Annotated in this window: 11 protein-coding genes and 1 pseudogene; 6 read left to right on the top strand and 6 right to left on the bottom strand. The window is 72.2% G+C overall.

The genetic code is table 11. The annotated features are described in order from the left end of the window. Positions 1-44 precede the first annotated feature (44 nt). Positions 45-1,976, top strand: a complete 1,932-nt coding sequence (locus ACWD1Z_RS22730; protein WP_451121330.1) for an ABC transporter ATP-binding protein — start codon at positions 45-47, stop codon at positions 1,974-1,976. 92 nt (positions 1,977-2,068) lie between these two features. After that, positions 2,069-5,995, top strand: coding sequence for a glycoside hydrolase family 2 TIM barrel-domain containing protein (locus ACWD1Z_RS22725; protein WP_451121240.1), 3,927 nt, complete (start codon positions 2,069-2,071; stop codon positions 5,993-5,995). A gap of 37 nt (positions 5,996-6,032) precedes the next feature. Here ACWD1Z_RS22725 and ACWD1Z_RS22720 read toward each other — a convergent pair whose 3' ends face one another. Next, on the bottom strand, positions 6,033-7,370 hold the full coding sequence (locus ACWD1Z_RS22720) for a diacylglycerol/lipid kinase family protein (RefSeq protein WP_451121238.1): 1,338 nt from the start codon (positions 7,368-7,370) through the stop codon (positions 6,033-6,035). Positions 7,371-7,546: 176 nt separating this feature from the next. Here ACWD1Z_RS22720 and ACWD1Z_RS22715 point away from each other — a divergent pair, with 176 nt between their 5' ends. After that, entirely contained in the window at positions 7,547-8,746 is a 1,200-nt protein-coding gene (locus ACWD1Z_RS22715) for an oxygenase MpaB family protein (RefSeq protein WP_451121236.1), read from the top strand. Between the two features lie 81 nt (positions 8,747-8,827). Here ACWD1Z_RS22715 and ACWD1Z_RS22710 read toward each other — a convergent pair whose 3' ends face one another. The 4 genes from ACWD1Z_RS22710 to ACWD1Z_RS22695 all read right to left on the bottom strand — a co-directional run bounded on the left by ACWD1Z_RS22710 (position 8,828) and on the right by ACWD1Z_RS22695 (position 12,480). Next, positions 8,828-10,024: a TetR/AcrR family transcriptional regulator gene (locus ACWD1Z_RS22710; RefSeq protein WP_451121234.1), complete on the bottom strand. Its 1,197-nt coding sequence runs from the start codon at positions 10,022-10,024 to the stop codon at positions 8,828-8,830. 98 nt (positions 10,025-10,122) lie between these two features. Beyond that, complete coding sequence (locus ACWD1Z_RS22705) at positions 10,123-11,214, bottom strand: NAD(P)-dependent alcohol dehydrogenase (RefSeq protein WP_451121232.1); 1,092 nt, start codon at positions 11,212-11,214, stop codon at positions 10,123-10,125. Next, the gene (locus tag ACWD1Z_RS22700; RefSeq protein ID WP_451121230.1) at positions 11,211-11,726 is read right to left on the bottom strand and encodes a DUF4334 domain-containing protein; all 516 of its coding nucleotides are present in this window, start codon (positions 11,724-11,726) and stop codon (positions 11,211-11,213) included. Before ACWD1Z_RS22700 ends, ACWD1Z_RS22705 begins: the two co-directional genes overlap by 4 nt. A 43-nt stretch (positions 11,727-11,769) precedes the next feature. Continuing rightward, complete coding sequence (locus ACWD1Z_RS22695) at positions 11,770-12,480, bottom strand: TetR/AcrR family transcriptional regulator (RefSeq protein WP_451121228.1); 711 nt, start codon at positions 12,478-12,480, stop codon at positions 11,770-11,772. 260 nt (positions 12,481-12,740) lie between these two features. On the opposite strand from ACWD1Z_RS22695, the pseudogene ACWD1Z_RS22690 reads away from it, so the two are divergent. From ACWD1Z_RS22690 to ACWD1Z_RS22680, 3 genes and pseudogenes are all read left to right on the top strand, one after another. Beyond that, a pseudogene (locus ACWD1Z_RS22690) lies at positions 12,741-13,618 on the top strand (CoA transferase). Further along, positions 13,618-14,643, top strand: a complete 1,026-nt coding sequence (locus ACWD1Z_RS22685) for an LLM class F420-dependent oxidoreductase (RefSeq protein ID WP_451121226.1) — start codon at positions 13,618-13,620, stop codon at positions 14,641-14,643. The pseudogene ACWD1Z_RS22690 and the gene ACWD1Z_RS22685 overlap by 1 nt, the downstream one beginning before the upstream one ends. A gap of 112 nt (positions 14,644-14,755) precedes the next feature. Then, entirely contained in the window at positions 14,756-16,588 is a 1,833-nt protein-coding gene (locus tag ACWD1Z_RS22680) for an AMP-dependent synthetase/ligase (RefSeq protein ID WP_451121224.1), read from the top strand. A gap of 70 nt (positions 16,589-16,658) precedes the next feature. Here the strand turns inward: ACWD1Z_RS22680 and ACWD1Z_RS22675 are convergent, their stop codons facing one another. After that, entirely contained in the window at positions 16,659-17,798 is a 1,140-nt protein-coding gene (locus ACWD1Z_RS22675) for an acyl-CoA dehydrogenase family protein (protein WP_451121222.1), read from the bottom strand. Positions 17,799-17,902 lie beyond the last annotated feature (104 nt).

Genomic DNA, 17,902 nt, shown 5'->3' with positions numbered 1-17,902 from the left:
TTGACCTCAAGGAAGGTTGAGGTTCTACGTTCTCCCTCATGAGCATGGAGACCACAGCGTGGACACAGCTGCACACCGTCATGAACGCCGAGCACGAGCGCCGCCCGTTGGCGCGCGACACGCTCCGCCGCATCGGCGCGTTCGCCCGCCCCCACCGCGCGCGCATCGCGCGGTTCGTCGTACTCGGGGTGGTCACCGCGCTCCTCGCGGTGGCGACGCCCGTCCTGGCGGGACAGGTCGTCGACACGATCGTGTCAGGCGGCGACGAGGGCGCGGTCGTCCGCCTCGCCCTGCTGATCGCCCTGATCGCGGTCCTGGAGGCGGCGCTCGGGATCGTCTCCCGGCGCCTGTCGGCGACGCTCGGGGAGGGACTCATCCTCGATCTGCGCACGGCCGTGTTCGATCATGTGCAGCGGATGCCGGTCGCGTTCTTCACCCGCACCCGTACGGGAGCGCTCGTCTCCCGTCTCAACAACGACGTCATCGGCGCCCAGCGCGCCTTCAGCAACACCCTGTCCGGCGTGGTGAGCAACCTCGTCACGCTGCTGCTCACCCTCGTCGTGATGCTCACCCTGTCCTGGCAGATCACCCTGCTCGCGCTGGTGCTGCTCCCGGTGTTCGTGATCCCGGCCCGCCGCATGGGCCGCCGGATGGCCCGGATGCAGCGCGAGGCGGCCACCCTCAACGCGGCGATGGGCACCCGGATGACCGAGCGCTTCTCGGCCCCCGGCGCCACCCTCGTCAAGCTCTTCGGCCGCCCCGAGCAGGAGTCCGAGGAGTTCGCCGCCCGGGCCCGCCGCGTCGCCGACATCGGGATCCGTACCGCCACCGCCCAGTCGGCGTTCATCACGGCCCTCACCCTGGTCTCCGCCCTCGCCCTCGCCCTGGTCTACGGCCTCGGCGGCTTCTTCGCCCTGCGCGGCAGCCTCGAAGCAGGCGCCGTCGTCTCGCTGGCCCTGCTGCTGACCCGGCTGTACGCGCCGATGACCGCCCTCGCCGGAGCGCGCGTCGAGGTGATGAGCGCCCTCGTCAGCTTCGAGCGCGTCTTCGAGGTGCTCGACCTCGAACCCCTCATCCAGGACAGCCCCGACGCCCGGGAGATCCCCGAGGGCCCGGTCTCCGTGGAGTTCAGCGACGTCCGCTTCGGCTACCCGTCCGCCGACAAGGTCTCCCTCGCCTCCCTGGAGGAGGTCGCCGCGCTCGACAGCCGCGGCGGCGCCGAGGTGCTGCGCGGCATCTCCTTCCGGGCCGAGCCGGGACAGACGGTCGCGCTCGTCGGCTCCTCCGGCGCCGGCAAGTCGACGATCGCGAGCCTGCTGCCGCGGTTGTACGACGTCGACGGCGGCGCCGTACGCCTCGGTGGCGTGGACGTCCGTGAGGTGAGCGCCCGTTCGCTGCGCGAGACCCTCGGCATGGTCACCCAGGACGGCCATCTCTTCCACGACACGGTTCGCGCCAATCTGCTGCTGGCCCGCCCCGCCGCGACCGACGAGGAGCTGTGGGACGCCCTGCGCCGCTCCCGTCTCGACGGTCTCGTCCGCGGCCTGCCCGACGGCCTGGACACGGTGGTCGGCGAGCGCGGCTACCGGCTCTCCGGCGGCGAGCGCCAGCGCATGACCATCGCCCGGCTGCTGCTGGCCCGGCAGCGCGTCGTCATCCTCGACGAGGCGACGGCCCACCTCGACAACACCTCCGAGGCCGCCGTCCAGGAGGCCCTCACCGAGGCGCTGGAGGGCAGGACCGCGGTCGTGATCGCGCACCGGCTGTCGACCGTGCGGGCGGCCGACCGGATCCTGGTGGTCGAGGACGGCCGGATCGTGGAGCAGGGCACGCACGACGAGTTGCTGGCGGCGGAAGGACGCTACGCCGAGCTGTACCGGACGCAGTTCGAGCAAACGGCCAGCACCGGCCAACTCGCCGCTCAGGAACACACAAAGAACGACAACATCCTTGCTTCACTTGGGCGCAGAGCCTAGGGTGCGTTCGGTTTGCCAACAGGATCCAACAGGACCTGACGCTCCCTCAAGCTGTGCAGCGCCGCACTGTCGTCCCGAGGAAGGCCCTGGTCATGCCGCACCCCTCCGAGCCCTTCGCAGGCCGCCCGCCCCGCCCCCGGGGCGTGGCCGTCAGCCGCCGCCGACTCCTGGAGGGCGGGGCGGCCGTCCTCGGCGCGTTCGCCCTGTCCGGCACGTCATCGGCGGGGGCGCGCGCGGCCGACGAGGCCGGGGCCGCGGCCGGTGCGCCGGAGTGGAACGGCAACATCGGCCTCTTCCAGGTCGGCGCCGAGCCGCCGCACACCACGCTGATGCCGTACGCGGACGTCAAGCAGGCCCTGGCGGCCGACCGCACCCGCTCGCCGTACCGCCTGAGCCTCGACGGCACCTGGAAGTTCGCCTACGCCGACCGCCCCGACGACCGCGACCCCGACTTCCACCGCACCGACCTCGACGACCAGGACTGGGACACCATCCCGGTCCCCTCGGTCTGGCAGCTGCACGGCTACGACTTCCCGATCTACGTCAACATCACCTACCCGTACTGGGGTCCCAACGGCCTCGGCGAGGACCCGCAGCCGCCGAACGCCCCCACCCGCTACAACCCCGTCGGCCAGTACCGACGTACCTTCACCGTCCCCGAGGACTGGTCGGGACGGCGGACCTTCCTGCACTTCGAGGGCGTGAAGTCCGCCCATTACGTATGGATCAACGGCGAGTTGGCGGGCTACAAGGAGGACTCCTTCACCCCCGCCGAGTACGACATCACCGAGTACCTCAAGCCCGGGACCAACCGGATCGCGGTGGAGGTCTACCGCTACTCCGACGGCGACTGGCTGGAGGACCAGGACATGATCCGGCTGAGCGGCATCTTCCGCTCGGTCTACCTGTACTCGACCCCCGTCGTGCACGTGCGCGACTTCAAGCTGGACACCCCGCTCAGCGACGGCTACCGGGCAGCCGCCCTCTCGGTCACCGCGAGCGTCCGCGCCTACGCGGCCGGGGGCGCCGGACGCTACACGGTCGAGACCCAGCTGTACGACGCCGCCGGACACGCCGTCTGGACCCGCCCCCTGGAACAAGGCGTCGACGTGGACGCCGTCGGCGAGGACGTGACCGTACGGGCCGACAAGGCCGTCCCCGCGCCGACGCTCTGGTCCGCCGAGCACCCGTACCTCTACACCGCCGTCCTGCACCTGCGCGACCCGGCCGGCCGGGTGATCGAGACCCTGTCCCACCGCGTCGGCCTGCGCGAGTTCGCGCTGAAGGACGGCCTGATGCGGATCAACGGCAAGCCCGTCTCCCTGCGCGGCACCAACCGGCACGAGATGCACCCCGACCGCGGCATCGCCCTGAACCGGGCGGACCTGATCGAGGACATCACGCTCATCAAGCGGCTGAACATGAACTCCGTCCGCACCTCGCACTACCCCAACAACCCGGTGTGGTACGAACTCGCGGACGAATACGGCCTCTACCTGGTCGACGAGACCAACCTGGAGACCCACGGCATCAGCAGCCGGTACCCCCGCGACCACGCCGACTGGACGGTGGCGTGCGTCGACCGCGCGAAGAACATGGTCCACCGCGACAAGAACCACGCCTCCGTCGTCATCTGGTCGCTCGGCAACGAGGCGGGCGGCGGCAGCACGTTCGTCGCCATGCGCGACTGGATCAAGTCCTACGACCCCACCCGCGTCGTCCAGTACGAGGGCGACGACCGCCCGGCGATCAGCGACATCCGCTCGGAGATGTACGACACCCCCGCCACCGTCGAGTCCCGGGCGAAGAGCACCGGCGACACCCGGCCGTACGTCATGATCGAGTACTCCCACGCGATGGGGAACTCCAACGGCAACTTCAAGAAGTACTGGGACCTGGTCCGCCGCTACCCCGTCCTCCAGGGCGGCTGGATCTGGGACTTCGCCGACCAGTCGCTGAACTGGCCCACCCCGACCCGCAAGCAGCTGACCGAGACGGGGCCGGGCGGCCTGCGCGGCGAGATCCTCGCGCCCAGCGGCACCTTCGACCGCGCCAAGGGCCTCTCCGGCGGCACCGTCTTCGCCCGCGACGCGAGCCTCGACCTCACCGGCTCGCTGACGCTGGAGGCGTGGATCACCCCGCACGTCCTCGGCTACCACCAGCCGATCATCGCCAAGGGCGACACCCAGTACGCGCTGAAGCAGAACAACAAGAACCTGGAGTTCTTCATCCACGGCGGCGGCCAGTGGATCACCGTGACCTGGGCGCTGCCCGACGGCTGGACCGGCACCGAGCACCACGTCGCGGGCGTCTTCGACGCGGCGGCGGGCAGCCTCACCCTCTACGTCGACGGACAGGCCAGGGCCACCCGCACCACCACCCAGCGGCCCGCCCGGAACACCGCCCCCCTGGCGCTCGCCACCGACGTGGACAACCCCCACCGCGAGTTCAGCGGCACCATCCGGCGGGCCCGCGTCCACGCCCGCGCCCTGAGCGCCGGCGAACTCGCCGCCACCGACCGCCGCGGTCCCGGTGACGAGGGGGTGCGGTTCTGGTTCGACGCGGCGACGGCCGGGTTCACCGAGAAGCGGCCGAAGGAGAAGACCTTCTTCGCCTACGGCGGCGACTGGGGCGACAACCCCAATGACTTCAACTTCGTCGCCGACGGCGTCGTCACCGCCGACCGCGGACACACCGGCAAGGCCGCCGAGGTCAAGCGGATCTACCAGGCGGTCAACGCCGCCCCCGCCTCCGGTGACCGGCTCGCTCCCGGCGCCGCGGTCACCCTCACCAACGAGTACCTGTTCACGAACCTGCGGGAACTCGACGGCACCTGGGAACTCCTCGCCGACGGGGAGGTGCTCCGGCGCGGGAAGCTGACCCGTGCCCAACTGGACGTGCCGCCGCTGTCCGCCAAGGACATCACCGTGCCGTTCACGGTGCCGGGCGAACCGGCGCCGGGCGCCGAGTACTTCCTGGAGCTGTCCTTCACCACGAAGGAGACGACGAAGTGGGCGAAGGCCGGCTTCGAGGTCGCCAGGCAGCAGCTTCCGGTCGACGCGGGCAGCCCGGCCGTGACGCCGGTGCCGCTGGACAGCGTTACGGCACTGGCCTACCAGGACGGTGACAGCGCGGTGACCGTCACCGGCGACGGCTTCTCGGTCACCGTCGACAAGAAGAGTGGCGTCATCACCTCCTACCGGGCCGGAGATGCCCAGCTCATCACCTCCGGCCCCGTCCCGAACTTCTGGCGGGCGCCCACCGACAACGACCGCGGCAACGGCCAGCACACCCGCAACCAGACCTGGCGGGACGCCGGCACCGGCCGCAAGGTCACGGACGTCACCGTGCGCGGGCTGCGGGACAGGGCCGTCGAGATCAAGGTCAGCGGCACCCTGCCCACGACCACGGAGTCGGCGTACACCACCACCTACACCGTCTTCGGCAACGGCGAGATCAAGGTCGACAACACCCTGCGCCCCGGCGCGGCCTCACTGCCGTACATCCCGGAGGTCGGCAACCTGCTCTTCCTGCCCGGCCGGCTGGAGCAGCTGGACTACTTCGGCCGCGGTCCCGAGGAGAACCACTGGGACCGCAACAACGGAACCGACGTCGGCCTCTGGTCCGGCACCGTCTCCGGACAGTGGGAGCCCTACATCCGCCCGCAGGAGAACGGCAACCGGACCGACGTCCGCTGGATCGCCCTCACCGGCCCCGACGGCACCGGGCTGCTCGTCTGCGGTGAACCCCTGCTGGAGGTCAACGCCTCGCACTTCACCCCGGAGGACCTGTCGGTCGGCGCACGCCACGACTACCAGCTGACCCCGAGGGAGGAGGTCGTGCTCCGGGTGAGCCACCGCCAGATGGGGGTGGGCGGCGACAACAGCTGGGGCGCGCACACGCACGACGAGTACAAGCTGTTCGCGAACCGCGACTACGCCTACACCTACCGGCTGCGCCCCCTGGCCGACCTCGCCGAGGCCACCCGCGTCTCGCGACGGCCCACGGCGACGGACTGACCGGAACGGACTGACCGGAACGGACTGACCGGACCGGTCAGCGACGGCGGCCGGGCGCGGCCGTACGGCCGACCGTCGCGGCCAGTTTGCGCAACCGCCGCCAGTCGAGCCGGGGTCGGTGCCGGGCGAGCCCCGGCCGCTTGCGCGGCACCCGGACGGCGAGCGCGCCGGCCGCGACGCGGCAGCGGACCGGTGAGGGCAGCACCAGCGCCTCGCCGTCGAGGCCCACCTCGACCTCGGGCCCGTCGGACTCCACGACGACCTCGCGGGCGGTGTGGACGGTGAGCGCGGCCGGGGCCGGGTCGAGGATCAGCGCGGCGGCCTCCGCCGCGCTCTCCACCCGTATCGCGAGCAGGCCGAGCACCCCCGTGTCGAGCCGGTCGCGGCGTCCGAACCCGAAGGGATCGCCGGTCCGGTACGGGTTGTTGCTCACCAGCACGGCCTGCGGGTCCTTCAGGGCGACCTCCCCCGCGAGGACGGTGAGCCGGGTCCCCTCCCGGCCGGTGAGCAGGTCGGGCAGCAGCTCCAGACTGGTGCCGAGCTTGTCGTCGCGGTACGAGGGGCTCTGCACGATCGCCGCGTAGGCGCCGAAGGAGGCGTTGTTCACGAACGGCCGGTCACCGGCGAAGCCGAGGTCCACCCGGAGCTCGACGCCGTCGGTCAGCGCGTCCAGACCGGCGGCCGGGTCGTCGCGGTCCAGGCCCAGGTCCAGCGCGAAATGGTTGCGGGTACCGGCGCTGAGCACCAGGAACGGGATGCCGTGCTCGGCGGCCACGGCCGCGACCAGTGCCTGGGTGCCGTCGCCGCCCGCGGCCCCGAGCAGATCGGCACCCTCGGCGACGGCGGCCCGGGCCAGCGCGGTCACGTCCTGCGGTCGCTCGGGATCGAGGACGACGACCCGGGCGCCGAGCCGCTCGGCCCGCTCCCGCAGGCCGTACCGGACGACCTTTCCGCCGCCGGAGCGCGGGTTCATGATCAGGAAGGGCCGCTCCGGCGGCGGGCACCGGCGCTCCTTGACCCGGTAGGAGCCGGCGCCGCGCAGCGCGTACCGGCCGCACCAGACGGCGACGCCCCAGAGCAGTATCGACAGGGGCAGCGCCCAGAAGACGGTGGCGGCGAACAGGGTGATGACGAACGCGGGAACGGCCAGGGCCACCAGCGCGGCCACCCATCGCACCGGACCGCGCAGACTCACCGTCCACCACACGGCGGCCGCGGTGACGACCAGCCCGACCGCGCCGCCGAGGAGCAGCAGCAGACCCCCGAGGCGGCCGTACCAGAGCGGCACGGCCACGGCGAGTCCGGCCGCGGCCAGTGCTGCCCTGGCGGCCCACCGCTGCGCGCGATAGGCGCGTCCGCTCACGTCGTCGATCATGCGGTCATCGTAGGGACGCGCCTTCGGCCACCACCATTGCCGACGGCAACGTACCTCGCTATGTTAATCGGAAATCACATGTGTGCGTCGGGAGCCAGCACGCCCTGGGTCGCACAAATGGCAAGTCTGCGAGCGTACCTGGCACCATCTGGCCCTTGAGGGAAGCAGGTAAGTCAATGGAAAACCTCAGCAGGCGAAAGGCTCTGTCGCTCGGGGTGGCGCTCGGCCTGGTGGGTGTGGCGCACCCCGTCCAGGCGTGGGCGTCGACCGGCTCGGCGACCGGCGCCGCCGCGGGCACCGGTCCGGAGTGGATCTGGGACGACGCGGCGGACCCCCTGATGGCCTCGATGCTCAAGAACGGACACGTGCCGGCGATCAACACCGCATGGGCGTCGTGGGTGAACAACAACGACCCGCTGCCCAGCGGCCTGCCGGCCGAATTCGCCGCGTACCTGCGGCAGGTCAACCGGCTGCCCTCGTGGGCCGACCCCGCCAAGCTCGCCCGCGCCGCCGACTTCAACCGGCGCAGGGACACCTACCTCTTCATGCTGTACGGGCTCGGCAGCGGCATCATGAGCACCGTCATCCCGCGCGAGGCCAAGAGCGTCTACTGGTCCGCGGGCGGTGCCGACATGCAGGACCGGGCGGCCAAGACGTTCACGTTCGGCTACGACCTGTCCGAGCTGGGGGCCTTCACGCCGACGGGACAGTTCGTGGTCACCGCCAACAAGACGCGCGTGGTGCACGCGGCGGTGCGTCACCTGCTGCCGCAGTCACCGCACTGGCGGGCGGTCGCCGACGAGACCATCCCGATCAGCGCCGCCGACATCCTGGTCACCTTCCACAGCCTGGGCACCTACGTCTACCGCAAGCTGGTCGACTGGAAGATCCCGTTCCCGGCCGCGGACCGGGAGGCGTTCCTGCACTCGTGGCAGGTCGCCGTCCACCTGCTCGGTGTGCCGGACGAGCACATCCCGCGGACCTGGGCGGAGGCCGAGGCGCAGTCGGCGCGGGTGCTCACCCCGGTCCTCAGCCCGTCGACCGAGGGCATCGAGCTGGCCGAGGAACTCCTGGGCCTGACCGCACAGGTCGACCTCGGCGTCACCCGGGGGTTCCTGAGCGAGTTCGTGCGCTACGTCCTCAGCGACGAGGTCGGCGACTGGCTGGGACTGAAGCGCGACTACGCGGCGGCGGCCCTGGTCCGCACCGGATGGCCGGCGTTCATCCTGTTCCGGGAAGGGCTGTCGCCCGTCATGCCCGGCACCTTCTACCTGTTCGACCAGTTCGTGCGCGCCCTGGCCATGCTGTTCCTCAACAAGGGCTCCTCCGGGGCCACCACCCCCATCACGATCCCGACCGGAAACAGGCCGGGCTGAGCCGCCGGTCCGCCCCACCTGTACCCGCCCCACCTGTACCCGCCCCGCGGCAGCCGGACCGGGGCGGGGCAGGGGGCTGCCTCAAAGACCCAGAGCGCCCACGACCAGCGCGGTCACGGCCTCACGATGGCCGGGGCTGTCCTGCCACCGCAGCCTGCGCCCCGCCTCCACCACCACGCCGAACCCCGCGTGCACCAGCACCCTGGCCTGGCGCGGGTCCAGCTCCGGCCGGGCCAGCCGCAACTGCTGCTCCCAGACGGCGATGTGCTCCCGTTGCGCCAGGACCACCGGCCGCCGCAGGTCGGCCGGCAAGCCGGCGAGCTCGGCCTCGGCGACGCTGTTCAGCTCGGTGTACTCGAAGCTGTAGGCCACGTACGTCGCGGCCAGCGCCACCAGGGCGTCGTGCGGGTCGGTCACCCCGTGCAGACTCCGCTCCACCCCCTGGGCCAGCAGTCCCGCCGCCTGCAGGCATGCCGCCGCCAGGATGTCGATCTTGCCGGGGTAGTGGCGGTAGAGCGCGGACGGGGTCAGCCCCACCACCTCCGCGATCCGTCCGTTGGTGACGTTCGCGAAGCCGTCCCGGGCGAACAGCGGGATGGCGGCCGCGAGGATCTCCGCCCGTCGCGTCCGCGCCACCGGCCGGGCGGGCAGCTCCACCGGGTGCGCGCCCGGCCCGCCCGCCACCGGATCGGTCGCGGCCACCCGCAGGGCGGACGCCAGCAGCAGGTCCTCGGCCCGGCGTTGGGCGATGGAGATGTGATGCATCGTGATGGACCCGATCGCGCCGAGGGCCGCCATGGCCCGCAGGCGCTCGTCGGGCAGGGGGTGTTCGCGCCGTACCGCCGCGTCGACCCGCTCGACGAGATGGGCGAACTTCACCCCGAGACGCCGGCGGTCCTCACCGTCGAGGTACCGGGCCTCCCAGCGGTACACGCCGCCCGACGCGCGATGAGCCACGGTGACCCGGGTGAGCGCGGCGAGCACATCCGTCAGGGCCGCCCCGGACGGCACCTCGTCGAGCGCCGTGACCAGCCGGTCGACCATGACGTGGGCGCACTCGGCGAACAGCGCGTACTTGTTCGGGAAGTGCCGGTACAGAGCGGCCGCGGTGATGCCCACACCGGCGGCGACCTCCTCCATGGACGCCTTGTGGTAGCCGCGCTCGCTGAAGACCCGCCCGGCCGCGTCGACGATGAGCTGCCTGCGGTTGCGAGGCCGCGTGGCCGCGGCCGGATCGGCGGTCGCGGCCGAACGGGCGGACGGGGAGGCGGGGGCCATGCGGCTCAGTCAATCACAGGCCGTCAGGAGCGGGCCGTGGGCGGTTCGGCGGGGGACACGCCGTCCGGCGGCGCCGTTCCCGGTGTCGGTACGGCCGGTCAGCCGAAGGTGAGGACCGGCTTGACGACGGTGCCGTCCCGCATGCCGGCCACGGCCGCGCCGATGTCCTCGAACGGGAACGTGGTGACCAGCTTGTCGACCGGCAGCAGACCCCGCCCGTGCAGGGCGATCAGCTCGGGGACGAAGCGGCCGGGGTCGGAGTCCCCCTCGATCACACCGTGCACGCGGACGCCCTTGGCGAGCAGCCCCATCACGTCGAACGTCACCTCACCACCCATGCCGAGAAGGGCGAGGTCGCCGCGCGGGCGCAGCGCCCCGACGGCCCGGCGGGCCAGCTCCGGACGGCCGGTGGTCTCGACGACATGGTGGGCGCCCCCGCCGGTGAGGTCGCGCAGCGCCCCCACCAGACCGTCCCCGGGGGCCAGCGCCGCGGTGGCACCGAGTGCGGTGGCCAGGGCGCGGCGGGAGGCGACCGGGTCGACGGCCACCACCGGGTCGCAGCCCGCGGCCACCGCGGCCATCAGCGCGCTCAGCCCGACCCCGCCCGCGCCCAGGACGACCAGCGAGGAGCCCGGTCCGGGGCGCAGGCGGTTGAGCACGGTGCCCGCGCCCGTCTGGACGCTGCACCCCAGCGGCGCGGCGACCGCGGCGGGCAGGCCGGAGTCCACCTTGACCACACCGCGTTCGTGGACGACGGCATGCGTGGCGAAGCTGGACTGGCCGAAGAAGCCGGCGTGCAACGGTCCGCCGTCGAGGGAGAGGGGAGTGGTGCCGTCGGCGCGGCCACCGGAGAAGTTCAGCGTCCGTGCGGCGTGGCAGTAGGCCGGGTGCCCCGTCGCGCACTGCTCGCAGGCGCCGCAGCTGGCGAAGGTGAGGCAGACCTGGTCTCCGGGTGCGAGGCCGGTCACCTCCGCGCCCACCGCCTCGATCCGTCCGGCGCCCTCGTGGCCGAAGACCATGGGGGTGAGCTGCCGGGGCCAGGAGTCCCGCATCCCCAGGTCGGTGTGGCAGATGCCGGCCGCGGTCATCGCCACCAGCACCTCACGCGGTCGCGGGTCCTCAAGTTCCGCTTCCCGCACGGTGAACGGCGCGCCGGGCGCCTCGGTGACCGCGGCCCGGACACGTCTCACGCGCCCTCTTCGGCGCCCGTGCCGCCGTGCGGGGCGCCGGGGGCGGGGACGCGTTCGAGGAAGAAGTAGTAGAAGGGGCCCTCCGCGGGGATCCCCTTGCCGTTCATGATCCCCATCAAGGTGGTGTCGTCCACCCGCTTGAAGTGGTCCAGGACCGGCCGGCCGTCGTAGATCATGGTGGCCGTCGTCTCGCCCCGGAACTCCACGGTCCACAGGCTCGCCTCGCCCTGGCCGAGCTCCTGGTTCGAGTACAGCTCACCCGAAGCGTCCCGGCAGACCAGCGGCTTGACGTCGTGCACGGTGGTGAACGTCTTGCCGTACCAGCCGGCCTTCACCAGCATGCCGTTGAGGGGATGCCCGGTGTCGAACTCCCCGCCCCGCCACTCGCCGAGCATGTCCTCGGGGCGGACGGTGGCCAACGCCGCCCAGATGTCGTCCAGTTCGGCGGGATCGACGAGGTCGTTCCGCTTCCGTAGCTCCTTGAACCGGGCGCGGGCCTCGATCGCGTCCATGCGGGGTGTCCTCTCGTCGGAGCGTCACCCTGGAAGGGGGACGTCAGGATGGGGCCGGGGTGTGCGCGGCGGCACCCCGGAGCGCGGCGCGCCGCGGATACGGCGGCGGAGGGTCGCCGGTGACCGCGCCGGGGTGGCCGACGGTGCCGAGGCTCAGCAGCACGTGGCGCTCGGCGACCTCCTCCGCCGTGAGCGGGCCGTCCGCGCGGAACCAGTTGGCGACCCCTTGGCACATCACGAGCACCGAACGCACCGCGTCGGCCGGGATCGGCGTGGTGAACACGCCCTGCGCGCGGCCGGTCTCGACCGTGTCCAGCAGCATGTGCTCCAGATAGTCGCGCAGGGCGACGTAGCGCGCCCGGTTCTCGGGCTCCAGGCTGCGGATCTCGGTGTCCAGGAAGGCCAGTTGCTGTCGGTGGGCCATGTACAGCACGATCGACTCGACCATGCCGCAAAAGCGCGCCAGCGGATCGTCCCCGGCCTCGCCGGCCGCGGCCCGGCAGCGGTCCAGGACGTCCTTGATGGACGTCTCCAGCAGCGTGGCCAGCAACGCCTGCTTGTTCTCGTAGTGGTAGTACAGCGCGGGCACGGTGACGCCGACCCGGCCGGCGATGTCGCGGACCGAAGTGCCGTGGTAGCCGTGCTCGTTGAAGGCCTCCATGGCGCGCATCAGGATCGGGTGCAGGTCCAGGGGCGCGTAGGAGCGCCAGTGCTCCGCCGGTGGGGTGGAGTCCTGGCTCGGCGCGGTGTTCAACGGCTCTCCTCGGGACGGGCGGCGATCGGCGACATCGTACGACCGTGAGTCCGACGCCCCTCCTTCCGCCTGCTTAGCGATCGATCAGCCAGAGCTGGCATCCGCGGTCGTTCCGAGGCAACTTTCCCGGTCTGCGTCCACAAAAACAAGTCCCGCACGGGTAGTTGACCGACCGGCACGGCACTTCTACGTTTTAGCGAACGCTCAGTAAGTCTCCGGCTGGAGGGCAGCGAGCCCGCCCCGCCCCGAGAAGGGAACCCATGAGCCGGCACTCCACCGACCGACCCGGCCGCGAGATGACGGGCCCGCTGGACGGCGTGCGCGTGGTCGAGCCGGCGGGCATCGGCCCCGGTCCGTTCGCCGCGATGGTGCCGGCCGACCTGGGCGCCGACGTGACCAACCCCAACAAGCGCTCCGTGGTGACCGACCTCAAGTCACCCGAAGGGACCCGCGCCGTAAGGGCGTTGGCCGCGCGCGCCGACATCCTCGTGGAGGGCTGCCGCCCCGGTGTCGCCGAGCGGCTCGGGGCCGGCCCCGAGGAGTGCCTGGCCGTCAACCACGCGCTGGTCTACGGCCGGACGACCGGCCGGGGCCGGCGCGGACCCCTCGCCGCCCTGGCCGGACACGACATCGGCCCGCCGAGGGCACCTGGCAGGACGCCCGCGGCCGCAACCTGCTCGACGGCGGCTGCCCCTCCTACGGCGTCCACGAGACCGCCGACGGCGGCTGGATGGCGGTCGGCGCCCTGGAACCGCAGTTCTACGCGGTGTTCCTCTCCCTGCTGGGCCTGGACACCGACGACCTCCCGGACCGCGCCGACCCGCACAACTGGCCCGCCCTGCGTGCCGAGTTCACCGCCCGCTTCAAGGCCGCCACCCGGACCGAGTGGACCGCGGTCTTCGAAGGCACCGACGCCTGTGTCGCCCCCGTGCTCTCGCTGCACGAGGCGGCCCGCCACCGGCATTTGGCCGGCCGCGGCACCTACACCGAGGCGTACGGCATCACCCAGCCCGCCCCCGCCCCCCGCTTCTCCGACACCCCCGGCACCCTCCGGCTCCCGCCGGCCGTGCCCGGCACGCACACCTCCGACGTGGCCCGCGACTGGGGCGTGCCCGAACTCCTGAAGGACGACCGCTGATGGAACTGTCCACACCCCTGACGTACGCCGGTGCACCGCGCGCCGCCGCGGACCAGGCAGCCCTCCTGGAGTCCGCCGGTCTCGACGCCGTCTGGGTCGCCGAGGCCTACGGCTTCGACTCGCCGACGATCCTCGGCTACCTCGCCGCGAAGACCGAGCGGATGCGGATCGGGTCGGCCATCCTCAACGTCTACTCCCGCACCCCCGCGCTGATCGCCCAGACCGCCGCCGGCCTCGACGCCCTCACCGGTGGCCGGGCCCTCCTCGGCGTCGGCGCCTCCGGACCCCAGGTCGTCGAGGGCTGGCACGGCCGCCGGTACGACCGCCCTCTGGGCCGCACCCGCGAGGTGATCGAGCTGTCCCGGCGGATCTGGCGGCGCGAGGTCATCGAGCACCACGGCATCACCGACCTGCCCCTGCCACCCGAGCGGGGAGGCACCCTCGGCAAACCGCTGAAGCTGCTCAACCACCCGGTCCGCGACACGATCCCCGTCTACGTCGCGGCGCTGGGCCCGGCCAACGTCCGGATGACCGCCGAGATCGCCGACGGCTGGCTGCCCTTTCTCTTCGTCCCCGAACACGCCGACAAGGTCTGGGGCACCTCCCTGGCCGAGGGCGCCGCGAGGCGCGACCCCGCGCTCGGCCCGCTGTCGGTCGTGGCGGGCGGCCCGCTGGCCATCGGCGACGACGCCGAGGCCGCCCGCGACCTGATGCGCCCCACCGTCGCCCTCTACGTCGGCGGCATGGGCGCGCCCGGCCGCAACTTCTACTTCGACCTGGTCTGCGCCTACGGCTACGAGGCCGCCGCGGTGGCCGTCCAGGAGCACTTCCTCGCGGGCCGCAAGAAGGACGCGGAAGCCGCCGTACCGGCCGAACTCCTGGAGCGGCTGTGCCTGGCCGGTCCCGAGGGCTACGTCCGCGACCGCGTCGAGGTCTTCCGCGAGGCGGGCGTGACCATGCTCAACGTCTCCCCCGTCGGACCCGATCCCGCCCGGCTGATCGAACGCGTGAGGAGCTGGCTGTGACCGTGCGGCGGATCCGCGGGACGCCGATCGTGGTCGACGAACCCCGCGGCTTCCTCACTTCCCCGCCCCCGGTCTCCCCGGCAGTTCCCTCTCCGATCTCAAGGAGGCCCCGATGACATCGGCCCCCCGCATCACCGGTGATCTGCCGGACGACCCGGCCGACCGGACCCTGCCGCAGTTGCTGGCCCGGAACGCACGGGAGTACCCCCAGCTCCCCGCCCTTTCCTGGCAGTCGCCGGACTCGGACGGCGAGTGGACGACGTATCGCTGGGGGGAGGTCGACGAGCACACCCGGTGCCTCGCCGCCGGCTACCGGGCCCTGGGTGTGGGCCGCGGCGACCACGTGCTGATGATGATGTCCAACCGGCCCGAGCACTGGCTGTCCGACCTGGCACTGGTCCGCCTCGGCGCGATCCCGGTCAGCGTCTACGGCACCGCCGCCCCCGAGCAGATCCAGCACATCGCCCGCAACTGCCGTGCCCGCCTCGCCGTCGTGGAAGGAGCGGCCCAGGCGGCGGTGTGGGAGCCGCTGCTGTCCGACGGCGAAACCCCGCTGGAGCTCCTGGTGGTGGCCGAGCCGGGTGCCGAGAACGGTCACACCGCGTACGCGGACCTGCTCCGCGAGCCGGTGCCGCAGGGGTTCGCCGGGGAACTGGACGCCGCCCGCCCCGAGGACCCCCTGACCGTCGTCTACACCTCGGGCACCACCGGCGAGCCCAAGGGCGTGGTCCTCACCCACCGCGTGGTGATGGCCAACGCCCGCGCGCTGGACGCCGTGGTGGAGCTGCCCCCGCACGCCGAGCACATCTGCTATCTCCCCTTCGCCCACATCGCCGAGCGGATGCTCGGCGTCTACCTGCCCTGCCACCGCGCCTCGCACGTCTACCTCTGCGCCGACCCGGCGCGCGTGGGTGAGGTGGTGCGCAAGGTGCGCCCCAGGCAGTTCTTCGGCGTACCGCGGATCTGGGAGAAACTGTCCGCCGCCGTGCGGGCCGTCCTGTCGCTGATGCCGGCCGACCAACTGGCCGTCATCGAGCGGGCGTTCGAGGTCGCCCGGGAGCGCGTCGGGTACCGCGAGCGGGGCGAGGAGCCGCCCGCCGAGCTGGAGGAGCGCTACCTGCGCGCCCGCAAGGACGTCCTGCTGCCCATGCTGGCCGCGGGCGGTCTGGACCGGGTGACCTGGACGGCCAGCGCGTCGGCGCCGATGTCGGCCGAGGTGGTGCGGTTCTGGGCCGGGTTCGGCATCGTCATCATGGACGCCTGGGGGCTGACCGAGACCACCGGCGTGGCCACCAGCAACAGCCCGAAGACCGGCTTCCGGCTCGGCTCGGTGGGCCGGCCGGTGGAGAGCGTGGAGATCCGCGTCGCCGAGGACGGCGAGATCCTGGTGCGGGGTCCGTCCGTCTTCTCCGGATACCTCCAGCCGGACGGCTCGGTGCGGTCCGCCCTGGACGCCGACGGCTGGCTGGCCACCGGTGACATCGGCCGGATCGACGCGGACGGCTACCTCTGGCTCACCGACCGGAAGAAGGAGATGATCATCACCTCCACCGGCAAGAACGTCTCACCCGCCCTGGTGGAGAACGCCCTCAAGGAACACCCGCTGATCGGCCAGGCCATGGTCCACGGCGACAACCACTCCTACCTGGTCGCCCTGTTGGTGCTCGACGCGGAGGCCGCCCCCGCCTGGGCCGCGGCCCACGGCGTCGACGCGGAGGGGGGCCTGGCCGGGCTGGTGCGACACCCCGCCGTGCGGGCCGAGGTGGACCGTGCGGTGGCCGCCGCCAACACCCGGCTCAACCGCACCGAGCAGGTCAAGCGGTACGAACTGCTGGCGGAGGAGTGGGGTCCGGCGAGCGGCGAGCTGACGCCGTCGCTGAAGATGCGGCGGCGGATCATCCGGGACAAGTACGCCGACGAACTGTCCGCGCTCTACAAGGAGTGACCCCGGGACGTCGTCCCACGGCGGCCGCCCGCCCCGTCCGGGGGCGGGCGGCCGCCGTGCCGGGACCGGCTCACAGACCGTAGGTCTTGCCGATGACGTCCCGCTGGATCTCGCTGGTCCCGCCGTAGACCGTGGAGACGACCGCCGCGCGCAAGTGGCGCTCCATGTCGAACTCCGTGGTGTAGCCGTAGCCGCCCATCATCTGCATCCCCTCCAGGGCGGTCCGCTTGGCGATCTCGGTGGCCTTCAGCTTCGCCATCGACGCCTCGCGCGGGAACAGCCTCTCCGGCCGCGCGTCGCAGTCCAGAGCCACCTCGCGCACCAGCAGCCGTACGCACTCGATCTCGGTGGCGAGATCGGCGACCCGGTGCCGGAGCGCCTGGAAGGAGCCGACGGGCCGGCCGAACTGCTCGCGTTCGCGGACGTAGGAGACGGCGTCGTCGAAGGCGCGGCGCGCCAGGCCCAGCATGTTCGCGGCGAGGAAGAGCCGTTCGTGGTTCAGGCCGGCCATCAACTGCCGCCAGCCGTGGTCCACTTGGCCGACGACGGCATCCGCGGGCAGTCGCACGCCGGTGAGGAAGACGTCGTTGACCTCCCGGCCGCGCATGGTCTCGATGCCCCGTACCTCCACGCCCGGGGTGTCGGCGGGCAGATGGAACATGGTGAGACCGCCGTGCTTGTCCTCGCCGGTACGGGCCACCAGCAGGATGCTCCGCGCGCAGTGCGCGTTGGAGATCCAGGTCTTCTGACCGTCGATCACCCAGGTGCCGTCCTTCTCCCGCCGGGCCCGGCAGCGCAGCGCGCCGACGTCCGACCCGGCCCCCGGCTCCGACATGGCGATGGCGAGGACGTCCCCGCGTACGGCGCCGGGCAGCACCTCCTGCCGCTGCCGCTCGGTGCCGAACCGCTCGTACACCTTCGCGGTGATGACGGTGGTGACGAACCCCCCGCACGGGACCATCCCGTACGAGGTCTCCTCCAGGAAGAGGCAGGCGTCGGCCACCCCGCCGCCGGAACCTCCGTACTCCTCGGGCAGGCACACGCCGAGCCAGCCCAGGTCGGCGAGCCTGCCGTACAGCCCGGGGTGGTGGGCCTCGCGGCCGCCGCCGGTCAGCGCGTCGCGCTGTTCCCGGGTGCCGCACTCGCGCTTGGCGAAGTCGCGGACGGCCGCGGCGAAGGCGGCTTGTTCCTCGGTGAGTCGACTGCCCATCAGGTCCTCCGGGATCCGGCGCCGGTCGGCGGCTCGGTCAGATCGGGCACGCAGCGATGTTACAGAGATACGATAGTTGTTTCAAAGGAGCTGAGGGAGTCGTT

It is taken from the genome of Streptomyces sp. NPDC002784, assembly GCF_053592135.1.
The sequence above is the reverse complement of the archived record's forward strand: the minus strand, read 5'-3'. Positions and strand labels throughout refer to the sequence as shown.